The sequence below is a fragment of the Aureimonas ureilytica genome (assembly GCF_001475935.1).
Classification (GTDB): domain Bacteria; phylum Pseudomonadota; class Alphaproteobacteria; order Rhizobiales; family Rhizobiaceae; genus Aureimonas; species Aureimonas ureilytica_A.
Window position 1 is genome coordinate 1 of the sequence record NZ_LDQA01000064.1, and the last position, 18,377, is coordinate 18,377.

Here is an 18,377-nt window from a genome sequence, read left to right on the forward strand (position 1 = left end):
CGAATTTGCTCTTGGCCATTGCGGCACTCCATCAAATCATTCGTTCGGCTCACATGAGCCAACAGGGATTCGCCTTCGCCGAAGCGTCAGGCGAACTTCTTCTGGATCTCTTCCGCGACCTGGTTCGGAACCTGCTCGTAGTGATCGAACTGCATCGAGTACTGGGCGCGGCCCTGAGACATCGAACGCAGAGTGTTCACATAACCGAACATGTTCGCGAGGGGAACCATCGCGTTGACGACAGTCGCAATTCCCCGCGACTCCGTGCCCTGGATCTGGCCGCGGCGGCTGTTCAAGTCGCCGATCACGTCACCGACATAGTCTTCCGGCGTGACGACTTCGACCTTCATGATCGGCTCGAGAAGCTTCGGACCGGCCTTCTGGATGGCTTCACGGAAGCCAGCGCGCGAGGCGATTTCGAAGGCCAGAACCGAGGAGTCGACGTCGTGGTAGGCACCGTCGATAAGCTCGGCCTTGATGTCCACCATCGGGAAGCCCGCGAGCGGACCCGAGGTCATCACCGAAGCGATACCCTTCTGAACGCCCGGCACGTATTCTTTCGGAACCGCACCGCCGATGATCTTCGATTCGAAGACATAGCCCGTGGTCGGCTCGCCCGGCTCGATGTGCAGCTTCACGCGAGCGAACTGGCCGGTACCACCGGTCTGCTTCTTGTGCGTGTAGTCGACATCCGCCGCGCGGGTGATCGTCTCGCGATAGGCGACCTGCGGGGCGCCGATATTCGCCTCGACCTTGAACTCGCGCTTCATACGATCGACAAGAATGTCGAGGTGAAGCTCGCCCATGCCGGCGATGATCGTCTGGCCGGACTCTTCGTCCGTCTTGACGCGGAACGAGGGATCTTCGGCGGCCAGACGGTTGAGCGCGAGACCCATCTTTTCCTGGTCGCCCTTGGTCTTCGGCTCGATCGCGATCTCGATGACCGGGTCGGGGAATTCCATGCGCTCCAGAATGACCGGCTTCAGAGGATCGCAAAGCGTGTCGCCCGTGGTGACTTCCTTGAGACCGGCGAGAGCGACGATGTCGCCCGCGAACGCCTCTTCGATGTCTTCACGCGAGTTCGAGTGCATCTGCAGCATACGGCCGATGCGCTCGCGCTTTTCCTTCACCGTGTTCTGAACGCCGGTGCCCTTGGTGAGCTTGCCGGAATAGATGCGGCAGAAAGTGAGCGAACCGACGAACGGGTCGTTCATGATCTTGAAGGCGAGCATCGAGAGAGGCTCGTCATCAGACGAAACGCGCGTCGTCTCGGTCTCGTTCTTCGGGTCGATGCCCTTGATCGCGGGCACGTCGACTGGCGACGGCAGGAAGTCCACGACGCCATCGAGCAGGGGCTGAACGCCCTTGTTCTTGAAGGCGGAGCCGCAGAAGATCGGCGTGAAGGTGACTTCGCAGGTGCCCTTGCGGATCAGCGCGCGGAGCTTGTCATTATCCGGCATGTTGCCTTCGAGATAGGCTTCCATGGCGGCTTCGTCGACTTCCACCGCGGTCTCGATCATGAGCTCGCGATATTCCTGCGCCTGATCGGCGAGGTCGGCGGGGATTTCAACGACATCCCACTGGGCCCCGAGAGACTCGTCGCGCCAGACCAGCGCCTTCATCTCGATCAGATCGACGACGCCCTTGAACTCGTTCTCGGCACCGATCGGCAGCTGGACGACGATCGGACGCGCGCCGAGGCGAGTCTTGATCATGTCCACGCAGCGGAAGAAGTCCGCGCCCGTCTTGTCCATCTTGTTGACGAACATCATACGGGGAACGTGATACTTGTCGGCCTGACGCCAGACCGTTTCGGTCTGCGGCTCGACACCGGCGTTCGCGTCCAGAAGAGCGATCGCCCCATCGAGAACGCGGAGCGAGCGCTCGACTTCGATCGTGAAGTCGACGTGTCCCGGCGTGTCGATGATGTTGAAGCGACGCATCTTCTCGTCGCGACCCTTCCAGAAGGTCGTGGTCGCGGCGGACGTGATCGTGATGCCGCGCTCCTGCTCCTGCTCCATCCAGTCCATGGTCGCGGCGCCGTCATGGACTTCGCCGATCTTATGGGACTTGCCGGTGTAGTAGAGAATCCGCTCGGTCGTGGTCGTCTTGCCGGCATCGATGTGGGCCATGATGCCGAAATTACGGTAGTCTTCGATCTTATATTCGCGGGCCATCGGGCGTCGCCTTTCGGATTGAAGCCGGACTTACCAGCGGTAGTGCGAGAACGCGCGGTTCGCTTCTGCCATACGGTGCGTGTCTTCGCGCTTCTTCACGGCGCTGCCGCGATTGTTCGCCGCATCCATGAGTTCGCCCGACAGACGATCCACCATCGTGGTCTCGTTGCGGTTGCGAGCGGCCGTGATCAGCCAACGGATGGCCAGAGCCTGACGACGCTCGGGACGGACATCGACCGGGACCTGATAGGTCGCACCACCGACGCGACGCGAGCGGACTTCCACATGGGGAGCCACGTTCTCGAGGGCCTGATGGAAGATGCCGATGGCATCCTGGCGGGTCTTTTCGCCCATGACGTCGAACGCGCCGTAGACGATGCGCTCCGCCACCGACTTCTTGCCGTCATACATGACGGCGTTCATGAACTTCGTAACAACCAGATCACCGAACTTCGGATCCGGGTTGATCTCGCGCTTTTCTGCAGAGTGACGACGGGACATCGAATGCTCTCTCTAAATCGTTCGGTCGGGCTTACTTCGGACGCTTCGCGCCGTACTTCGAACGACGCTGACGACGATCCTTGACGCCCTGGGTATCGAGCACGCCACGAATGATGTGGTAGCGCACACCCGGAAGATCCTTCACGCGGCCGCCGCGGATCATGACCACGGAGTGCTCCTGAAGGTTATGCCCCTCGCCGGGGATGTAGCCGATGACCTCGAAGCCATTGACCAGACGCACCTTGGCGACCTTACGGAGAGCCGAGTTCGGCTTCTTCGGCGTCGTGGTGTAAACGCGAGTGCAAACGCCGCGCTTCTGGGGATTGGCCTGGAGAGCCGGAACCGTATTGCGCTCGCTCGGGCGGACGCGGGGCTTCCGGATCAGCTGGTTGATGGTCGGCATTCCAACCTTCCTTCTTCTCAAATCTCGGTTCGAAACGATCGGCACTTGCCGCGATTCGGTCCGCATAGTTCATACGCGAAACCGGGCGTCGACCTCACATAATAAGAGGTCTGCCCGGGAATGATGCAGAGGATCGCAGGCAAAACCGCGATCATGCGACCAGCAATGGTGCGTCTCGTTGAACGAAGCCTTGTTTAAGGAACCATTCCCGAGCGCGTCGCTCCGGGAAATATCGTGCCTTACATCGGCTCTGTTGGCGGGTGTTTAACGATTCCGCGACGGCGCGTCAAGCCCCGTTCCACCACGTGCCCTTGACAACCTGAACTCAGGCACCAAGCCGTCGGCATAAAGAAAAGGGCGCCGAGCGGCGCCCTCCCCTGTCTTCAATGGCGGCGAGATCACTCGGCCGCGTTGGTCATGTTCGTCAGCAGGCGGTCCGCGCTCGGCGATGCCGAAGCCTTGCGGCGATCGTCGATGATCAGATCGTCACGCGACGAGGCGATGCGACGAACCTGGGTCATCATGCCGCCCGTACCAGCCGGAATGAGACGGCCGACGATAACGTTTTCCTTGAGCCCCTGCAGCGTATCCATCTTGCCGGCGACCGCCGCTTCCGTAAGGACGCGTGTGGTCTCTTGGAAGGACGCCGCCGAGATGAAGCTCGGCGTCTGCAGCGAGGCCTTGGTGATGCCGAGGAGGACCGGGTTGCCGGAGGCCGGCTTCTTGCCCTCTTCCACCAGACGCTCGTTGACTTCGGCCAGCTCGATCCGATCGACATTGTCGCCCGGAATATAGCCGGAGTCACCAGACTCCACAATCTCGACCTTCTGCAGCATCTGGCGAACGATCACCTCGATGTGCTTGTCGTTGATCAACACGCCCTGCAGTCGGTAGACTTCCTGGATTTCGTTGACGAGGTAACTTGCCAGCGCCTCGACACCACGAATGGCCAGAATGTCATGCGGCGCCGGGTTGCCATCGAGAATGTGGTCGCCCTTCTCGATCATGTCACCTTCCTGAAGATGGAAGGGCTTGCCCTTCGGGATCAGGTATTCGACAGGCTCGATGCCATCCTCATGTGGTTCGATGATGATGCGCCGCTTGTTCTTGTAGTCGCGGCCGAACCGGATCGTGCCATCGATCTCCGCGATGATGGCGTTGTCCTTCGGACGACGCGCTTCGAAGAGTTCGGCGACGCGCGGCAGACCGCCCGTGATGTCCTTGGTCTTCGCGCTTTCCATCGGAATACGCGAAAGAACGTCACCAGCCCGCACCTTCGAGCCCGGCTCGACGGAGAGGATCGCGTCTACCGATAGAAGGTAGCGCGCATCCGTGCCCCGCTGAAGCTTGGCGATGGTCCCGTCCTCCTTCCGGATAACGAGCGCAGGCTTGAGATCCGAGCCGCGCGGGTTCGCACGCCAGTCGATAACCTGACGCTTGGTGATGCCGGTCGACTCGTCGGCCTGTTCCGAAACCGAGAGACCTTCCACAAGGTCCTCGAACTCCACGACACCGTCCATTTCGGTCAGAACCGGACGGGTATAGGGATCCCACTCGGCGATACGCTGGCCGCGACGCACTTGATCGCCATCATCCACGAAGATACGCGAACCGTAGGTGACGCGGTGCGAAGCACGTTCCTTGCCCGACGGGTCGAGGATCAGGATCGCCATGTTGCGACCCATGGCCACGAGTCGGCCTTCGGAATCGCGCACCACGTTGCGGTTGCGGATCTGGACGCTGCCCTCATAGGACGCTTCCAGGAACGACTGATCGACCACCTGCGCCGTGCCGCCCATGTGGAACGTGCGCATGGTGAGCTGCGTGCCCGGCTCGCCGATCGACTGAGCCGCGATGACGCCGACGGCCTCGCCCATGTTGACGGGCGTGCCGCGCGCCAGATCGCGACCGTAGCAGACGGCGCAGATGCCGGTGCGCACTTCGCAAGTGAGCGCCGAGCGAATCTTCACCGACTGAACGCCAGCCTTCTCGATGATGTCGACATCCCGCTCCTCGACCGTGACGCCGCCCTTCACGAGGATGTCGCCGGTCACCGGATGGAGGATGTCCTCCAGCGCGGTGCGGCCGAGAATGCGCTGGCCGAGCGTCGCCACGACCTGCCCCGCATCGACGATCGGCTGCATCGTCAGACCGTTCGGCGTGCCGCAATCGGTCTGCGTGATGATGCAGTCCTGCGCCACGTCGACCAGACGACGCGTGAGGTAACCCGAGTTCGCCGTCTTCAACGCCGTATCCGCAAGGCCCTTACGGGCACCGTGGGTGGAGTTGAAGTACTCGAGAACCGTCAGACCTTCCTTGAAGTTCGAGATGATCGGCGTTTCGATGATCTCGCCCGACGGCTTGGTCATCAGGCCGCGCATCGCGCCGAGCTGGCGCATCTGCGTGGGCGAGCCACGAGCACCCGAGTGCGACATCATGTAGATCGAGTTCATCGGCTTCTGCCGGCCCGTGTCCGGGTTGAACTCGACCGCACGAATGCGGCTCATCATCTCGTCGGCGATCTTGTCCGTGCACTTGGCCCAGGCGTCGACGACCTTGTTGTACTTTTCGCCCTGCGTGATCAGGCCGTCATTGTACTGCTGCTCGTATTCCTTCGCGAGCGTCTGAGTCTCACCGATCAGCTTCGGCTTGGTGTCCGGAATCACCATGTCGTCCTTGCCGAACGAAATGCCGGCCAGGCAGGCGTGCTTGAAGCCGAGCTGCATGATGCGATCGCAGAAGATCACCGTGTCCTTCTGACCGCAGTGGCGGTAGACGGTGTCGATCATCTTCGAGATGTTCTTCTTCGTCATCAAGTCGTTGGCGATGTCGAAGGTGATCTTGTGCGTCTTCGGCAAAAGCTGGCCGATGAGCATACGACCCGGCGTCGTCTCGTAGATCTTGGACGTCTCGTTGCCGTCCTGGTCGATCGAACGGATGCGGCCACGAATCTTCGTGTGCAGCGTCACGACCTTCGAGGCGATCGCATGCTCGAGTTCGCCGATGTCGGAGAAGGCCATGCCCTGCCCCGGCTCGTTCTCGTTCATGATCGAGAGGTAGTAGAGGCCGAGAACCATGTCCTGCGACGGCACGATGATCGGCAGACCATTGGCCGGATGCAGGATGTTGTTGGTCGACATCATGAGGACGCGCGCTTCCAGCTGCGCCTCGATCGACAGCGGAACGTGCACGGCCATCTGATCGCCGTCGAAGTCCGCGTTGAAGGCAGTGCAGACCAGCGGATGCAACTGGATCGCCTTGCCTTCGATCAGCACGGGCTCGAAGGCCTGGATGCCCAGACGGTGCAAAGTCGGCGCGCGGTTCAGAAGAACCGGATGCTCGCGGATGACCTCGTCGAGGATATCCCAGACTTCCGGGCGCTCCTTCTCGACCAGCTTCTTGGCCTGCTTCACCGTGGAGGAGAAGCCCTTGGCGTCGAGGCGCGCGTAGATGAAGGGCTTGAATAGCTCAAGCGCCATCTTCTTCGGAAGGCCGCACTGGTGCAGCTTGAGGCTCGGGCCGGTCACGATGACCGAGCGGCCGGAATAATCGACGCGCTTGCCGAGCAGGTTCTGACGGAAGCGGCCCTGCTTGCCCTTCAGCATGTCGGACAGCGACTTCAGCGGACGCTTGTTGGCGCCCGTGATGACACGGCCGCGGCGGCCGTTGTCGAACAGCGCATCCACCGCTTCCTGAAGCATGCGCTTCTCGTTGCGGATGATGATGCCCGGCGCGCGCAGTTCGATCAGCCGCTTCAGGCGGTTGTTGCGGTTGATGACGCGGCGATACAGATCGTTCAGATCGGACGTCGCGAAGCGACCGCCATCGAGCGGCACGAGCGGACGCAGATCCGGTGGGATCACCGGGATCACGCTCATGATCATCCACTCCGGACGGTTGCCCGACTCCAGGAAGTTCTCGACGATCTTCAGCCGCTTCATCAGCTTCTTGGTCTTGAGCTCGGACGTCGTCGTCGCAAGCTCCTCGCGCAGATCGCCGGCGATCCGCTCAAGGTCCATCGAAGCCAGAAGTTCCTGGATCGCTTCCGCGCCGATCAGCGCGGTGAACGAATCCTCGCCATACTCGTCAACGGCGATCAGGTACTCTTCCTCCGAAAGGAGCTGGTGCTCCTTCAGGGCAGTAAGACCAGGCTCGGTGACGATGTAGTTCTCGAAATACAGGACGCGCTCGATATCCTTCAGCGTCATGTCGAGCAGCGTGCCGATGCGGCTCGGAAGCGACTTCAGGAACCAGATGTGCGCGACCGGCGCGGCCAGTTCGATATGGCCCATCCGCTCGCGCCGCACGCGCGAGAGGGTGACCTCGACGCCGCACTTTTCGCAGATGATGCCCTTGTACTTCATGCGCTTGTACTTGCCGCACAAGCACTCGTAGTCTTTGATCGGGCCGAAGATACGCGCGCAGAAGAGGCCGTCACGCTCGGGCTTGAACGTGCGGTAGTTGATCGTTTCCGGCTTCTTGATCTCGCCGAACGACCAGGACAGGATCTTCTCCGGGCTCGCGATCGAGATCCGGATCGAGTCGAACGTTTGCGCCTGCACCTGAGGATTGAAGAGATTCATAACCTCTTGGTTCATGGTGCTGTCTCCTTATGAGGCCCGGGGCCTCTCCACGCACCGGGCGGAGCCGGCGCCAAGAACGATTCCGCAAAGACCGATCGGCCCCCAGACGTTGGGCGCCGATCCTGACCGCACAAGGCGGCGTTTGCGAGGCGGCCTATTCGGCCGCGTCGGGCAGCCCTTCCACAGGGGACCCGGAGTAAGGCAGTTCCGCCACCGTGTTCGACAGATCGACGTCGAGACCGAGCGAGCGCATTTCCTTGACGAGAACGTTGAAGCTCTCGGGAATGCCCGACTCGAACGCATCGTCGCCGCGCACGATCGACTCGTAGACCTTGGTACGACCCGCCACGTCGTCCGACTTCACGGTCAGCATTTCCTGCAGCGTGTAGGCGGCGCCATAGGCTTCGAGCGCCCAGACCTCCATTTCGCCGAAGCGCTGGCCGCCGAACTGCGCCTTGCCGCCCAGCGGCTGCTGGGTGACGAGCGAATACGGGCCGATCGAACGGGCATGGATCTTGTCGTCCACGAGGTGGTGCAGCTTCAGCATGTAGATGTAGCCGACCGTGACCTGACGATCGAAGGGCTCGCCCGTACGACCGTCATGCAGGGTGACCTGACCGGAGCCGTTCAGCCCGGCCTTCTCCAGCATGGCCACGATGTCCCGCTCGTTCGCACCGTCGAAGACGGGCGTCGCGATCGACACACCCTTGCGCAGCTGCTTGGCCAGCGTGACGACGGATTCCTCGTCATACTGCGCCACGCGCTCGTTGCGTTCGCTCTCGCCCATCAGTTCGGCGATCTCGTTGCGCAGCGGGGCTACGTCATGCGTCTGCTGGTAAGCCTCGAGCAGATCACCGATCTGGCGTCCCATGCCCGCGCAAGCCCAGCCAAGATGCGTCTCGAGAATCTGACCGACATTCATGCGCGACGGCACGCCCAGCGGGTTCAGAACGATGTCGACATGCGTGCCATCCGCAGTGAACGGCATGTCCTCAACCGGAACGATGCGCGAGACGACGCCCTTGTTGCCGTGACGGCCGGCCATCTTGTCGCCCGGCTGGATCTTGCGCTTGACCGCGACGAAGACCTTCACCTGCTTCATGACGCCCGGAGGCAGTTCGTCGCCGCGCTGGACCTTCTCGACCTTGTCCATGAAGCGCTGTTCCAGCGTCTTCTTGGACTCGTCGTAGACGGACCGCAGCCCTTCGAGTTCGCCCTGCATCCGCTCGTCTTCGACGGCGAACATCCACCACTGCGAGCGGGGATACTCGTTCATCACGTCGGGCGAGATCTGCGTCCCCTTACGGAAGCCACGCGGACCGGCGACACCCGCCTGCCCGTTCAGCATCTCGACCAGACGGCCATAGACGTTGCGGTCGAGAATGGCCTGCTCGTCGTCGCGATCCTTGGCGAGACGCTCGATCTCCTCGCGCTCGATCGCCATCGCGCGCTCGTCTTTTTCCACGCCGTGGCGGTTGAAGACGCGCACTTCGACAACGGTACCGTAGGTGCCCGGAGGCATACGGTTGGAGGTGTCGCGAACGTCGGACGCCTTTTCACCGAAGATGGCGCGCAGAAGCTTTTCTTCCGGCGTCATCGGGCTTTCGCCCTTCGGGGTGATCTTGCCGACCAGGATGTCGCCCGGCTGCACTTCCGCGCCGATATAGACGATGCCCGCTTCGTCGAGATTCTTCAGCGCTTCTTCCGAAACGTTCGGAATGTCGCGCGTGATTTCCTCGGGTCCAAGCTTGGTGTCGCGCGCCATGACCTCGAATTCCTCGATATGGATCGAGGTGAAGACGTCGTCGGCGACGATGCGCTCTGACAGGAGGATCGAGTCCTCGTAGTTGTAGCCGTTCCACGGCATGAACGCGACGAGCACGTTCCGGCCGAGGGCGAGATCGCCGAGATCGGTCGACGGACCGTCCGCGATGATATCGCCGCGACGCACCCGATCGCCCATCTTCACCAGCGGGCGCTGGTTGATGCAGGTCGACTGGTTCGAACGCTGGAACTTCATCAGGCGATAGATGTCGACGCCCGAACGACCGCCTTCGAGGTCTTCCGTCGCGCGAATAACGATACGCGTCGCGTCCACCTGATCGACCACACCGCCACGACGCGCCGCAATGGCAGCGCCGGAGTCGCGCGCCACGACGGCTTCCATGCCGGTGCCGACGAACGGCGCTTCGGCGCGCACCAGCGGCACGGCCTGACGCTGCATGTTCGAGCCCATGAGAGCGCGGTTCGCGTCGTCGTTCTCGAGGAACGGAATGAGCGCGGCCGCGACCGACACGAGCTGCTTCGGCGACACGTCCATCAGATCGACGTTCTCGCGCGGCGTCATCATCACGTCGCCGGAATGACGGCAGATGACGGAGTCTTCGGCAAAGCGCATGTCATCCGTCAGGATGGCGTTGGCCTGCGCGACGTAGTGCTTCGACTCTTCCATCGCCGAGAGATAGACGACGTCGCCCGTCACCTTCCCGTCCACGACGCGGCGATATGGGCTTTCGATGAAGCCGTACTTGTTGACGCGCGCGAAAGTGGCCAGCGAGTTGATCAGACCGATATTCGGGCCTTCCGGCGTTTCGATCGGGCAGATGCGGCCGTAATGCGTCGGATGCACGTCGCGCACTTCGAAGCCGGCGCGCTCGCGGGTCAGACCACCGGGCCCGAGCGCCGAGAGACGACGCTTATGCGTAATTTCGGAAAGCGGGTTGGTCTGATCCATGAACTGCGACAGCTGCGACGAGCCGAAGAACTCGCGCACAGCGGCGGCCGCTGGCTTCGCGTTGATCAGGTCCTGCGGCATGACGGTGTCGATCTCGACCGACGACATGCGCTCCTTGATCGCGCGCTCCATGCGGAGCAGACCGACGCGGTACTGGTTCTCCATGAGCTCGCCGACCGAACGCACGCGGCGATTGCCGAGATTGTCGATGTCGTCGATCTCGCCCTTGCCGTCGCGCAGGTCCACCAGCAGGCGAACCACCGCCAGGATGTCTTCCTTGCGCAGGACGCGAACCGTATCCTCGGCGTTGACGTCGAGACGCATGTTCATCTTGACGCGACCGACGGCCGAAAGGTCGTAGCGCTCGGCATCGAAGAACAGCGACTGGAACATGGCTTCCGCCGTTTCCATCGTCGGCGGCTCGCCGGGGCGCATGACGCGGTAGATGTCGAACAGCGCGTCCTGACGGTTCTCGTTCTTGTCGGCCGCCAGTGTATTGCGGATATAGGCGCCGACCGTCACGTGATCGATGTCGAGAACAGGTACGTCCTCGTAGCCCGCGTCGAGCAGAACCTTGAGGGTCTTCTCGTCGATCTCGTCGCCCGCTTCGAGATAGATTTCGCCCGTCGCGAAATTGACGACATCCTCGGCGAGATAGTTGCCGAACAGGTCCTCGTCGGTGGCCCGCAGAGCCACGACGCCGCGCTCCTTCATCTGGCGCGCCTGACGGGCGGTGACCTTCTTGCCGGCTTCGACCAGCACTTCGCCGGAATCTGCGTCGATCAGGTCGGTGATCGCCTTCTGGCCGCGCACGCGCTCGACCGAGAACGGAATCCGCCAGCCGTCCTTGCCCTTCTCGAACTTCACCACATTGTAGAAGGTCGAGAGGATCTCTTCGCCATCCATACCCAGCGCCATGAGGAGCGAGGTCACGGGAATCTTGCGGCGCCGGTCGATGCGCGCGAACACGATGTCCTTGGCGTCGAACTCGATATCGAGCCAGGAGCCGCGATAGGGGATGACGCGCGCGGCAAAGAGCAGCTTGCCGGACGAGTGCGACTTGCCCTTGTCGTGATCGAAGAAGACGCCCGGCGAACGGTGCATCTGCGAAACGATGACGCGCTCCGTGCCGTTGACGATGAAGGTGCCGTTCATCGTCATGAGCGGCATGTCGCCCATGTAGACGTCCTGCTCCTTGATGTCCTTGATGGACTTGGAGCCCGTATCCTCGTCGACATCGAACACGATGAGGCGCAGCGTCACCTTGAGCGGCGCCGCGTAGGTCAGATCACGCTGGCGGCACTCATCGACGTCGAATTTCGGCTGCTCGAACTCGTACTTGACGAATTCCAGCATCGAATGGCCGGCGAAGTCGGAAATCGGGAAAACGGAGCGGAAAACGGACTGCAGCCCCTCGTCGGGACGCCCGCCCTCGGGCTCGTCCACCATGAGGAACTGATCATAGGACGCCTTCTGAACCTCAATGAGATTGGGCATCTCGGCGACTTCGGGGATGGACCCGAAGAATTTGCGTACGCGCCTGCGACCGCTAAACGTCGTCGTCTGAGACATCGTCGCTCCTTGCTCTCGTCAGCGCCCTTGACCGAAGGGCTGAACTATACTGTCCTCCCCGCCGGGGAGAAACGCCTGTCGCGGTGGGCCCGCCGCTCGGCGTCAGACTGTGGGGACCAGAGGCCGGTCCGTGTCTCCCGAAAGCCGAAGCCCGGCCCTCGGGAGACACGCACGCCTAGAGCGGAGGTTCCGCCCCGAGCACGGAAGGCGGAACGGCAAACTGCCGTCCCGCCCGCCATTTTCATGCGCAAGACGCCAAGAAGGCGGTCTTACTTGACGTCGACCTTCGCGCCAGCCTTCTCGAGCTGGTCCTTGATCTTGGCAGCTTCGTCCTTGGAGACGGCTTCCTTGACCGGCTTCGGAGCGCCGTCGACGAGGTCCTTGGCTTCCTTCAGGCCGAGGCCCGTGATCGCGCGGACTTCCTTGATGACGTTGATCTTGTTCGCGCCGGCTTCGGCGAGGATCACGTCGAACTCGGTCTTCTCTTCGACTTCAGCCACCGGGCCAGCGCCGCCAGCGGCGGCAACGGCGACCGGAGCTGCAGCGGAGACGCCCCACTTCTCTTCGAGCATCTTCGAGAGCTCGGCGGCCTCGAGGACGGTCAGGCTCGACAGGTCTTCAACGATCTTGGCGAGATCAGCCATGGTAGTCTTCCTTTATGGTTCGAATGTTCTGAATGCAGCGAGGAACAAGCCTCACGCCGCTTCGTCCTTCTTGGCATAGGCCGAGAACACGCGCGCGAGCTGAGCCGCGGGTGCCGCAACGACGGCTGCGATGCGGGTCGCCGGGGTCTGGATCATGCCCAGCAGCTTTCCGCGCAGTTCGTCGAGCGACGGAAGGGCGGCCAAAGCCTTGACCCCTTCCGCATCGAGGGCCGTGGTGCCCATCGCACCGCCGAGGATGACGAGCTTGTCGTTCCCCTTGGCGAAGTCGTTGGCCACCTTCGGAGCCGCAATCGGATCGGCGGAATAGGCGATCAGGGTCTGGCCCTGAAACAATCCGTCGATCTTTTCGGCGTCCGTGCCTTGAAGAGCAATTTGGGCGAGGCGGTTCTTCGCGACTTTGACGGTTCCACCCTGCGCACGCATCTTCGTACGAAGATCGTTCATCTGCGCGACGGTGAGACCGGCATAACGAGCCACCACGATCGAACCGGACGCCTTGAAGGCTCCGTTCAGCTCGGTGACGAACTCGCGCTTTTCCGCTCTGTCCACTGCCACTCTCCAGTTGGAACTTACCCTTGCGAGCAAGCTCCGGTTGCCGTTTGCCGTTCGGCGAACCGAACGACGCTCGAGGATCCTGTCCCCTTGGCTTCCCTGGGTCCGCATGGGAACCGTAGACAACACAAGGCATTCAGAGGTTCGAACCGAAGGTCTTGGCCAGGGGCCAACGAATTCGGATCTTTCCCCGTCTCATGCAGGCTGGTGGATTAAGACCCCTCGGATCGTCCGAATGGTCGCCCGCAATCTTGGACAGGAAGCGAGGCTTCGCGAGAAGCCTCACCTATCCGAGCCGCTCTCGCGACTCGAGATGATGTTGGAAGGACGGGATATGCCCCCTGCCCTTCCGAATTGCAATCAGGCGACCGGACGAACCGTCGCGGGGTCGACCTTGATGCCGGGGCCCATGGTCGAGGAGACCGCGATGCGCTGGACATAGTTGCCCTTGGCGCCCGACGGCTTCGCCTTGGTGACGGCGTCCGCGAAAGCGCGGATGTTCTCGAGCAGCGCGTCCGCGCCGAACGAAGCCTTGCCGACGCCGGCGTGAATGATACCGGCCTTCTCGACGCGGAACTCGACCGCACCACCCTTCGACGCCTTGACGGCGGCGGCGACGTCCATGGTCACCGTGCCAACGCGCGGGTTCGGCATCAGGCCGCGCGGGCCAAGGACCTTACCGAGGCGGCCGACGAGGCCCATCATGTCCGGCGTGGCGATAGCGCGATCGAAATCGATCTGACCGCCCTGAACCTGCTCGACCAGCTCTTCCGCGCCGACGATGTCGGCGCCGGCAGCGCGGGCTTCGTCAGCCTTGGCACCACGCGCGAAGACCGCGACGCGGACCGTACGGCCCGTGCCGTTCGGCAGATTGACGACGCCACGAACCATCTGGTCCGCATGGCGAGGATCGACGCCGAGATTCATGGCGATTTCGATCGTCTCGTCGAACTTGGCCGTGGAACGCTCCTTCAGGAGGGCGATCGCGTCGGCGAGGTCGTAGAGCTTCTCGCGGTCGATACCCTCGCGGGCCTTCGCAATGCGCTTTGCAATCTTAGCCATCGTCTCAGCCCACCACTTCCAGGCCCATCGAACGAGCCGAGCCCATGACCATGGTCATGGCGGCATCGACGTCATTCGCGTTCAGATCCTTCATCTTCTTTTCGGCGATCTCGCGGACCTGAGCCTGCGTGACCTTGCCGGCAACGACCTTGCCAGGCTCCTTCGAGCCGCTGGTGAGGCCCGCCGCCTTCTTGAGGAAGAAGCTCACGGGAGCCGTCTTCATCACGAAGGTGAAGGACTTGTCGACGTAGTAGGTGATCACGACCGGAACGGGCGATCCCTTCTCCATCTCCTGGGTCTGCGCGTTGAACGCCTTGCAGAACTCCATGATGTTGATGCCGCGCTGACCGAGGGCGGGACCGATCGGGGGCGACGGAGTCGCCGAACCGGCCTTGACCTGCAGCTTAAGCTGGCCTGCTACTTTCTTAGCCATAAGCTTCTGCCTTTTCGTTGTGCCGGCAATCCGGCCTTTGGGCTCGAAAGCCCCATGCAGATGTGCGGTTCGGATCTTGGAAAGCCGGCTCAGCCCGCCTCACCTTCCGCACGGTCGAGAGCCGCAAGGCTCCCTCGATCAGATCTTCTCGACCTGACCGAATTCGAGATCGACGGGCGTTGCACGGCCGAAGATCGAAACTTCCACTTTCAGGCGCGCCCGCTCATGGTCGACTTCCTGAACCACACCATTGAACGATGCGAAAGGCCCATCCGACACGCGGATCTGCTCACCCACATCAAAAGAGATCGAGGCCTTGGGACGCTCGACACCCTCCTGAACCTGACTCAGGATATGCGTGGCTTCCGCCTCGGAAATCGGAACGGGCCGATTGTCCGGACCCAGGAACCCGGTGACCTTCGGCGTGTTCTTGATGAGCGAGAACACCTGATCGGTCAGATCCGCCTTCACCAGCACGTAGCCCGGAAAGAACTTGCGCTCCGAGTCCACCTTACGGCCGCGACGAACTTCCGTCACCTTTTCGGTCGGAACGAGGATCTTCTCGAACTTGTCCGAAAGACCCTTCTGGCGCGCCTGCTCCTCGATGGATTCGGCGACCTTCTTTTCGAAGTTCGAATAGGCGTGGACGATGTACCAGCGAGCGGCCATGAAATTCCTGCGTATAAACGTCTTTTATCGACCAGCGCTCATGATGGCGCCAACCCCATAGCCGATCGCCTGATCCGCCACAAAAAGGAAAGTCGCCGCAAAGGCGACCATGATGAAAACCATAATGGTCGAAATCACCGTCTCGCGACGAGTGGGCCAGGTCACCTTCGCGACTTCGGTCCGCACCTGCTGCAGAAACGTAAAAGGATTTGTCTTGGAGGCCATGCACCGCTCACGGCAGAAGGCGCGTAAAGCTGTGTGACCAGCTCCGCGCGCCACGCGTCTGTTAAAAACTACATAAACCGACCCGAACCGATTCACAAGGGGGTCGAAATCATTTTGAACTGAGGGGAAACTGGCAGGGGCAGTAGGGCTCGAACCTACGACCTGCGGTTTTGGAGACCGCCGCTCTACCAACTGAGCTATACCCCTGCGGGGGTCGTCGTGGAGTTGGAGATATCCAGATCGACGCGCTTTTGCAAGCCCTATTGCTGGGCTTGGCGCTCAGCAAGCTTGGCCTTTCGTGTTTTAGGCTTGAGACGGCGTAAAAGCGCGTCAAAGCGACGTTGGGGTCGCGTCAGTTTCAGAAGATCGTCGATCGCCAGATTCGCCCCTTCCAGCCGCTCCGTCAGCACCTCGGCCGCGACGCTCGACACGTCGCCCGGCGTGAACTCGGGGAATCGTCGCGACACCGCGCCGAACAGATCGGGCGCGACGCTGCTCGTCATATGCAGGCGCCCCGAGCGCAGGAGAAGGCGCAGGACGATCTGCTCAAAGGTCCAGTCATGATCGGCGAAGAGCTTCCACTTCTGGCTGCGTCTCGCCGTGAAGCCCGCCAGGATGACCTTCGAGTCGGGCGCGACTTCGATCAGAAATAGCGCAAGGGCGAAACCGCTCGTCGCCAGATGCGTCTCGGGGTAGAAGCCGGAGAGATCGGCGGACAAATCGAGATGCCCGACGGGCTCGGGAATGGCGAACTCGTCGCTCGGGCTGAATTGCTCTGCCGCGCCGGCCCGTAGATTGCAGATGCCACGGAAGCGCGGCGAGCGAACGAGTTTCGTCACGTCCCCCACTTCGCGGCGATAGACGATGTTGGCGCCCGCCGGGCCGGAGCGCGCCACAAGGAGGCACGGACCGTCGAAGGGCCGATCCAGAACCTTGTAGACCTTGTTGAAGAAAACGAAAAGGGCGTCCTCGCCATAGCGCGCGCGCAGATCGTCGATCCGAACCGCGTCGCTATTGGCGATCAGAAGGATGGTCGAAAATCCGCGAAAGAACGTCGCCCAACGGTTGAGCGCGTCTGATTCGCCAGCCTGCGGAAAGCCCTCCGATTTCGTCATTCGGTCAGGCCTTCGGCGCGCGCTGCGTCACATGCAACATGCGCTCGCGCATGGCGAACCATTCCTCGGCATAGTCGTCATTACGATACTCGTCGAAGTAAGGGCCGCCATCGGTGAAATGGACGTTCTTCGCGCTCGCATCGTGTTCGTATTCATTGACGAGCCAGTTCCACGCGGCCGGCAGTTCGCCGATCTCATTGTCGCTCTCCAGCCATTTGAACTGGTGAAGCTCCAGGCCCGTCGCGCTGTTCACGAAGTCCGGCGTCAGAGCGCGGCAGCGCGCATTGTTGAAGAGCATGACGCTCGACCAGTTCTTCTTCTCGTACTTGGTCTGCACCTGGCCCAGAAACTTGGTTTCGACCTTCGGCTGGTAGTCGTGCTTCACGCACATGACCGCGGCGCTGTCGTCCCTAAGCGCCCAAAGCTCGGCAATGTCGGCGCGCATCAGCATGTCGCAGTCCATAAACAGGCTCCAGCCCTCGAAGCCGCTGAGATAGGGCACGAGGAAGCGCGAGAACGAGAACTCGGTGGATTGAAGCGCGTTGCGCTCGCGTGTGAACGTCTCATGCAGATGCGGCAGCACGATGGGCGAGAACAGGACGGGCATCGTCGCGTGCTCGATGATGCTCTGGGCCAGCACGTGGTAGGCGACCACTTCCTTGGAATCGAAGCCAATGAAGACGCGGGCGATTTCGGCAGACATGACGGCATCCTTCCTGTTTCCTGACAGGCTCTAGTCCCCCCGGACCCGGCCAAGCAAGCAAGAACGCTTCCAATCTCCCGGGATGGCAAGACAGTGCCCAAACGAAAACGGGCCCCGAAGGGCCCGCTCGTGCGTTCGAATGAACTCGAGTCTTACTCGATGATGGAAGCGACGATACCGGCGCCGACGGTGCGGCCGCCTTCGCGGATCGCGAAACGCAGCTTCTCTTCCATCGCAATCGGAACGATCAGCTTGACGTCCATCGTCACGTTGTCGCCCGGCATCACCATCTCGGTGCCCTCGGGCAGCGTGACGACGCCCGTCACGTCCGTCGTGCGGAAGTAGAACTGCGGACGGTAGTTCGTGAAGAACGGCGTATGACGGCCGCCCTCTTCCTTGGTCAGGATGTAGGCCTCGGCCATGAAGCGCGTGTGCGGCTTCACCGAACCCGGCTTGCACAGAACCTGACCGCGCTCGACGCCTTCCCGGTCCACGCCGCGAACCAGCGCGCCGATGTTGTCGCCTGCCTGGCCCTGGTCCAGAAGCTTGCGGAACATCTCGACGCCCGTCACCGTCGTCTTCTTGGTGTCGCGGATGCCGACGATCTCGACTTCCTCGCCCACCTTCACGATGCCGCGCTCGACGCGGCCCGTCACAACCGTGCCGCGGCCCGAGATCGAGAACACGTCTTCGATCGGCATCAGGAACGGCATGTTGATCGGACGCTCAGGCGTCGGGATGTAAGCGTCGACCTGCTTCATCAGCTCGCGAACCGCGTTCTCGCCGATCTCCTTGTTGGAGTCTTCGAGGGCTGCCAGAGCCGAACCCTTCACGATCGGAACGTCGTCGCCGGGGAACTCGTAGCTCGACAGAAGCTCGCGCAGCTCCAGCTCGACCAGCTCGAGAAGCTCGGCGTCATCGACCTGATCGACCTTGTTCAGGAACACCACCAGCGCCGGCACGCCGACCTGGCGGGCCAGGAG

At 61.9% G+C, this 18,377-nt stretch carries 14 protein-coding genes and 1 tRNA gene; all 15 read right to left on the reverse strand.

What is annotated here, in order from left to right; all coding sequences use genetic code 11:
- Nucleotides 1–86: 86 nt before the first annotated feature.
- Nucleotides 87–2,177, reverse strand: a complete 2,091-nt coding sequence (gene fusA / locus NS365_RS20100; RefSeq protein WP_058602088.1) for an elongation factor G — start codon at nt 2,175–2,177, stop codon at nt 87–89.
- A gap of 30 nt (nt 2,178–2,207) precedes the next feature.
- Nucleotides 2,208–2,678 (reverse strand): 30S ribosomal protein S7, encoded by a 471-nt coding sequence (rpsG, locus tag NS365_RS20105; RefSeq protein WP_058602089.1) that lies wholly within the window; start codon nt 2,676–2,678, stop codon nt 2,208–2,210.
- Nucleotides 2,679–2,709: 31 nt separating this feature from the next.
- Entirely contained in the window at nt 2,710–3,081 is a 372-nt protein-coding gene (gene rpsL, locus NS365_RS20110) for a 30S ribosomal protein S12 (protein WP_019998957.1), read from the reverse strand.
- A 398-nt stretch (nt 3,082–3,479) separates the two neighbouring features.
- Entirely contained in the window at nt 3,480–7,679 is a 4,200-nt protein-coding gene (gene rpoC / locus NS365_RS20115; protein WP_058602090.1) for a DNA-directed RNA polymerase subunit beta', read from the reverse strand.
- A gap of 139 nt (nt 7,680–7,818) precedes the next feature.
- Nucleotides 7,819–11,970 carry a DNA-directed RNA polymerase subunit beta gene (gene rpoB / locus NS365_RS20120; RefSeq protein WP_058602091.1) on the reverse strand — a complete coding sequence of 1,384 codons (4,152 nt, stop codon included), beginning with the start codon at nt 11,968–11,970 and terminating at the stop codon, nt 7,819–7,821.
- Nucleotides 11,971–12,239: 269 nt separating this feature from the next.
- Nucleotides 12,240–12,614, reverse strand: a complete 375-nt coding sequence (gene rplL, locus NS365_RS20125) for a 50S ribosomal protein L7/L12 (RefSeq protein ID WP_058602092.1) — start codon at nt 12,612–12,614, stop codon at nt 12,240–12,242.
- A 51-nt stretch (nt 12,615–12,665) separates the two neighbouring features.
- Entirely contained in the window at nt 12,666–13,184 is a 519-nt protein-coding gene (gene rplJ / locus NS365_RS20130; RefSeq protein ID WP_058602093.1) for a 50S ribosomal protein L10, read from the reverse strand.
- Nucleotides 13,185–13,547: 363 nt separating this feature from the next.
- On the reverse strand, nt 13,548–14,249 hold the full coding sequence (gene rplA / locus NS365_RS20135) for a 50S ribosomal protein L1 (RefSeq protein ID WP_058602094.1): 702 nt from the start codon (nt 14,247–14,249) through the stop codon (nt 13,548–13,550).
- A gap of 4 nt (nt 14,250–14,253) precedes the next feature.
- On the reverse strand, nt 14,254–14,682 hold the full coding sequence (gene rplK / locus NS365_RS20140; RefSeq protein ID WP_058602095.1) for a 50S ribosomal protein L11: 429 nt from the start codon (nt 14,680–14,682) through the stop codon (nt 14,254–14,256).
- A 138-nt stretch (nt 14,683–14,820) separates the two neighbouring features.
- Entirely contained in the window at nt 14,821–15,351 is a 531-nt protein-coding gene (gene nusG / locus NS365_RS20145) for a transcription termination/antitermination protein NusG (RefSeq protein WP_058602096.1), read from the reverse strand.
- Nucleotides 15,352–15,375: 24 nt separating this feature from the next.
- Entirely contained in the window at nt 15,376–15,576 is a 201-nt protein-coding gene (gene secE, locus NS365_RS20150) for a preprotein translocase subunit SecE (RefSeq protein ID WP_058602097.1), read from the reverse strand.
- 131 nt (nt 15,577–15,707) lie between these two features.
- Nucleotides 15,708–15,783 (reverse strand) — tRNA-Trp (locus tag NS365_RS20155).
- Between the two features lie 53 nt (nt 15,784–15,836).
- Nucleotides 15,837–16,691, reverse strand: coding sequence for a hypothetical protein (locus tag NS365_RS20160; RefSeq protein WP_058602098.1), 855 nt, complete (start codon nt 16,689–16,691; stop codon nt 15,837–15,839).
- A 4-nt stretch (nt 16,692–16,695) separates the two neighbouring features.
- The gene (locus tag NS365_RS20165; RefSeq protein ID WP_058602099.1) at nt 16,696–17,394 is read right to left on the reverse strand and encodes a hypothetical protein; all 699 of its coding nucleotides are present in this window, start codon (nt 17,392–17,394) and stop codon (nt 16,696–16,698) included.
- A gap of 152 nt (nt 17,395–17,546) precedes the next feature.
- On the reverse strand, nt 17,547–18,377 hold an 831-nt coding region (locus NS365_RS20170; RefSeq protein WP_058599902.1), incomplete at its 5' end, for an elongation factor Tu.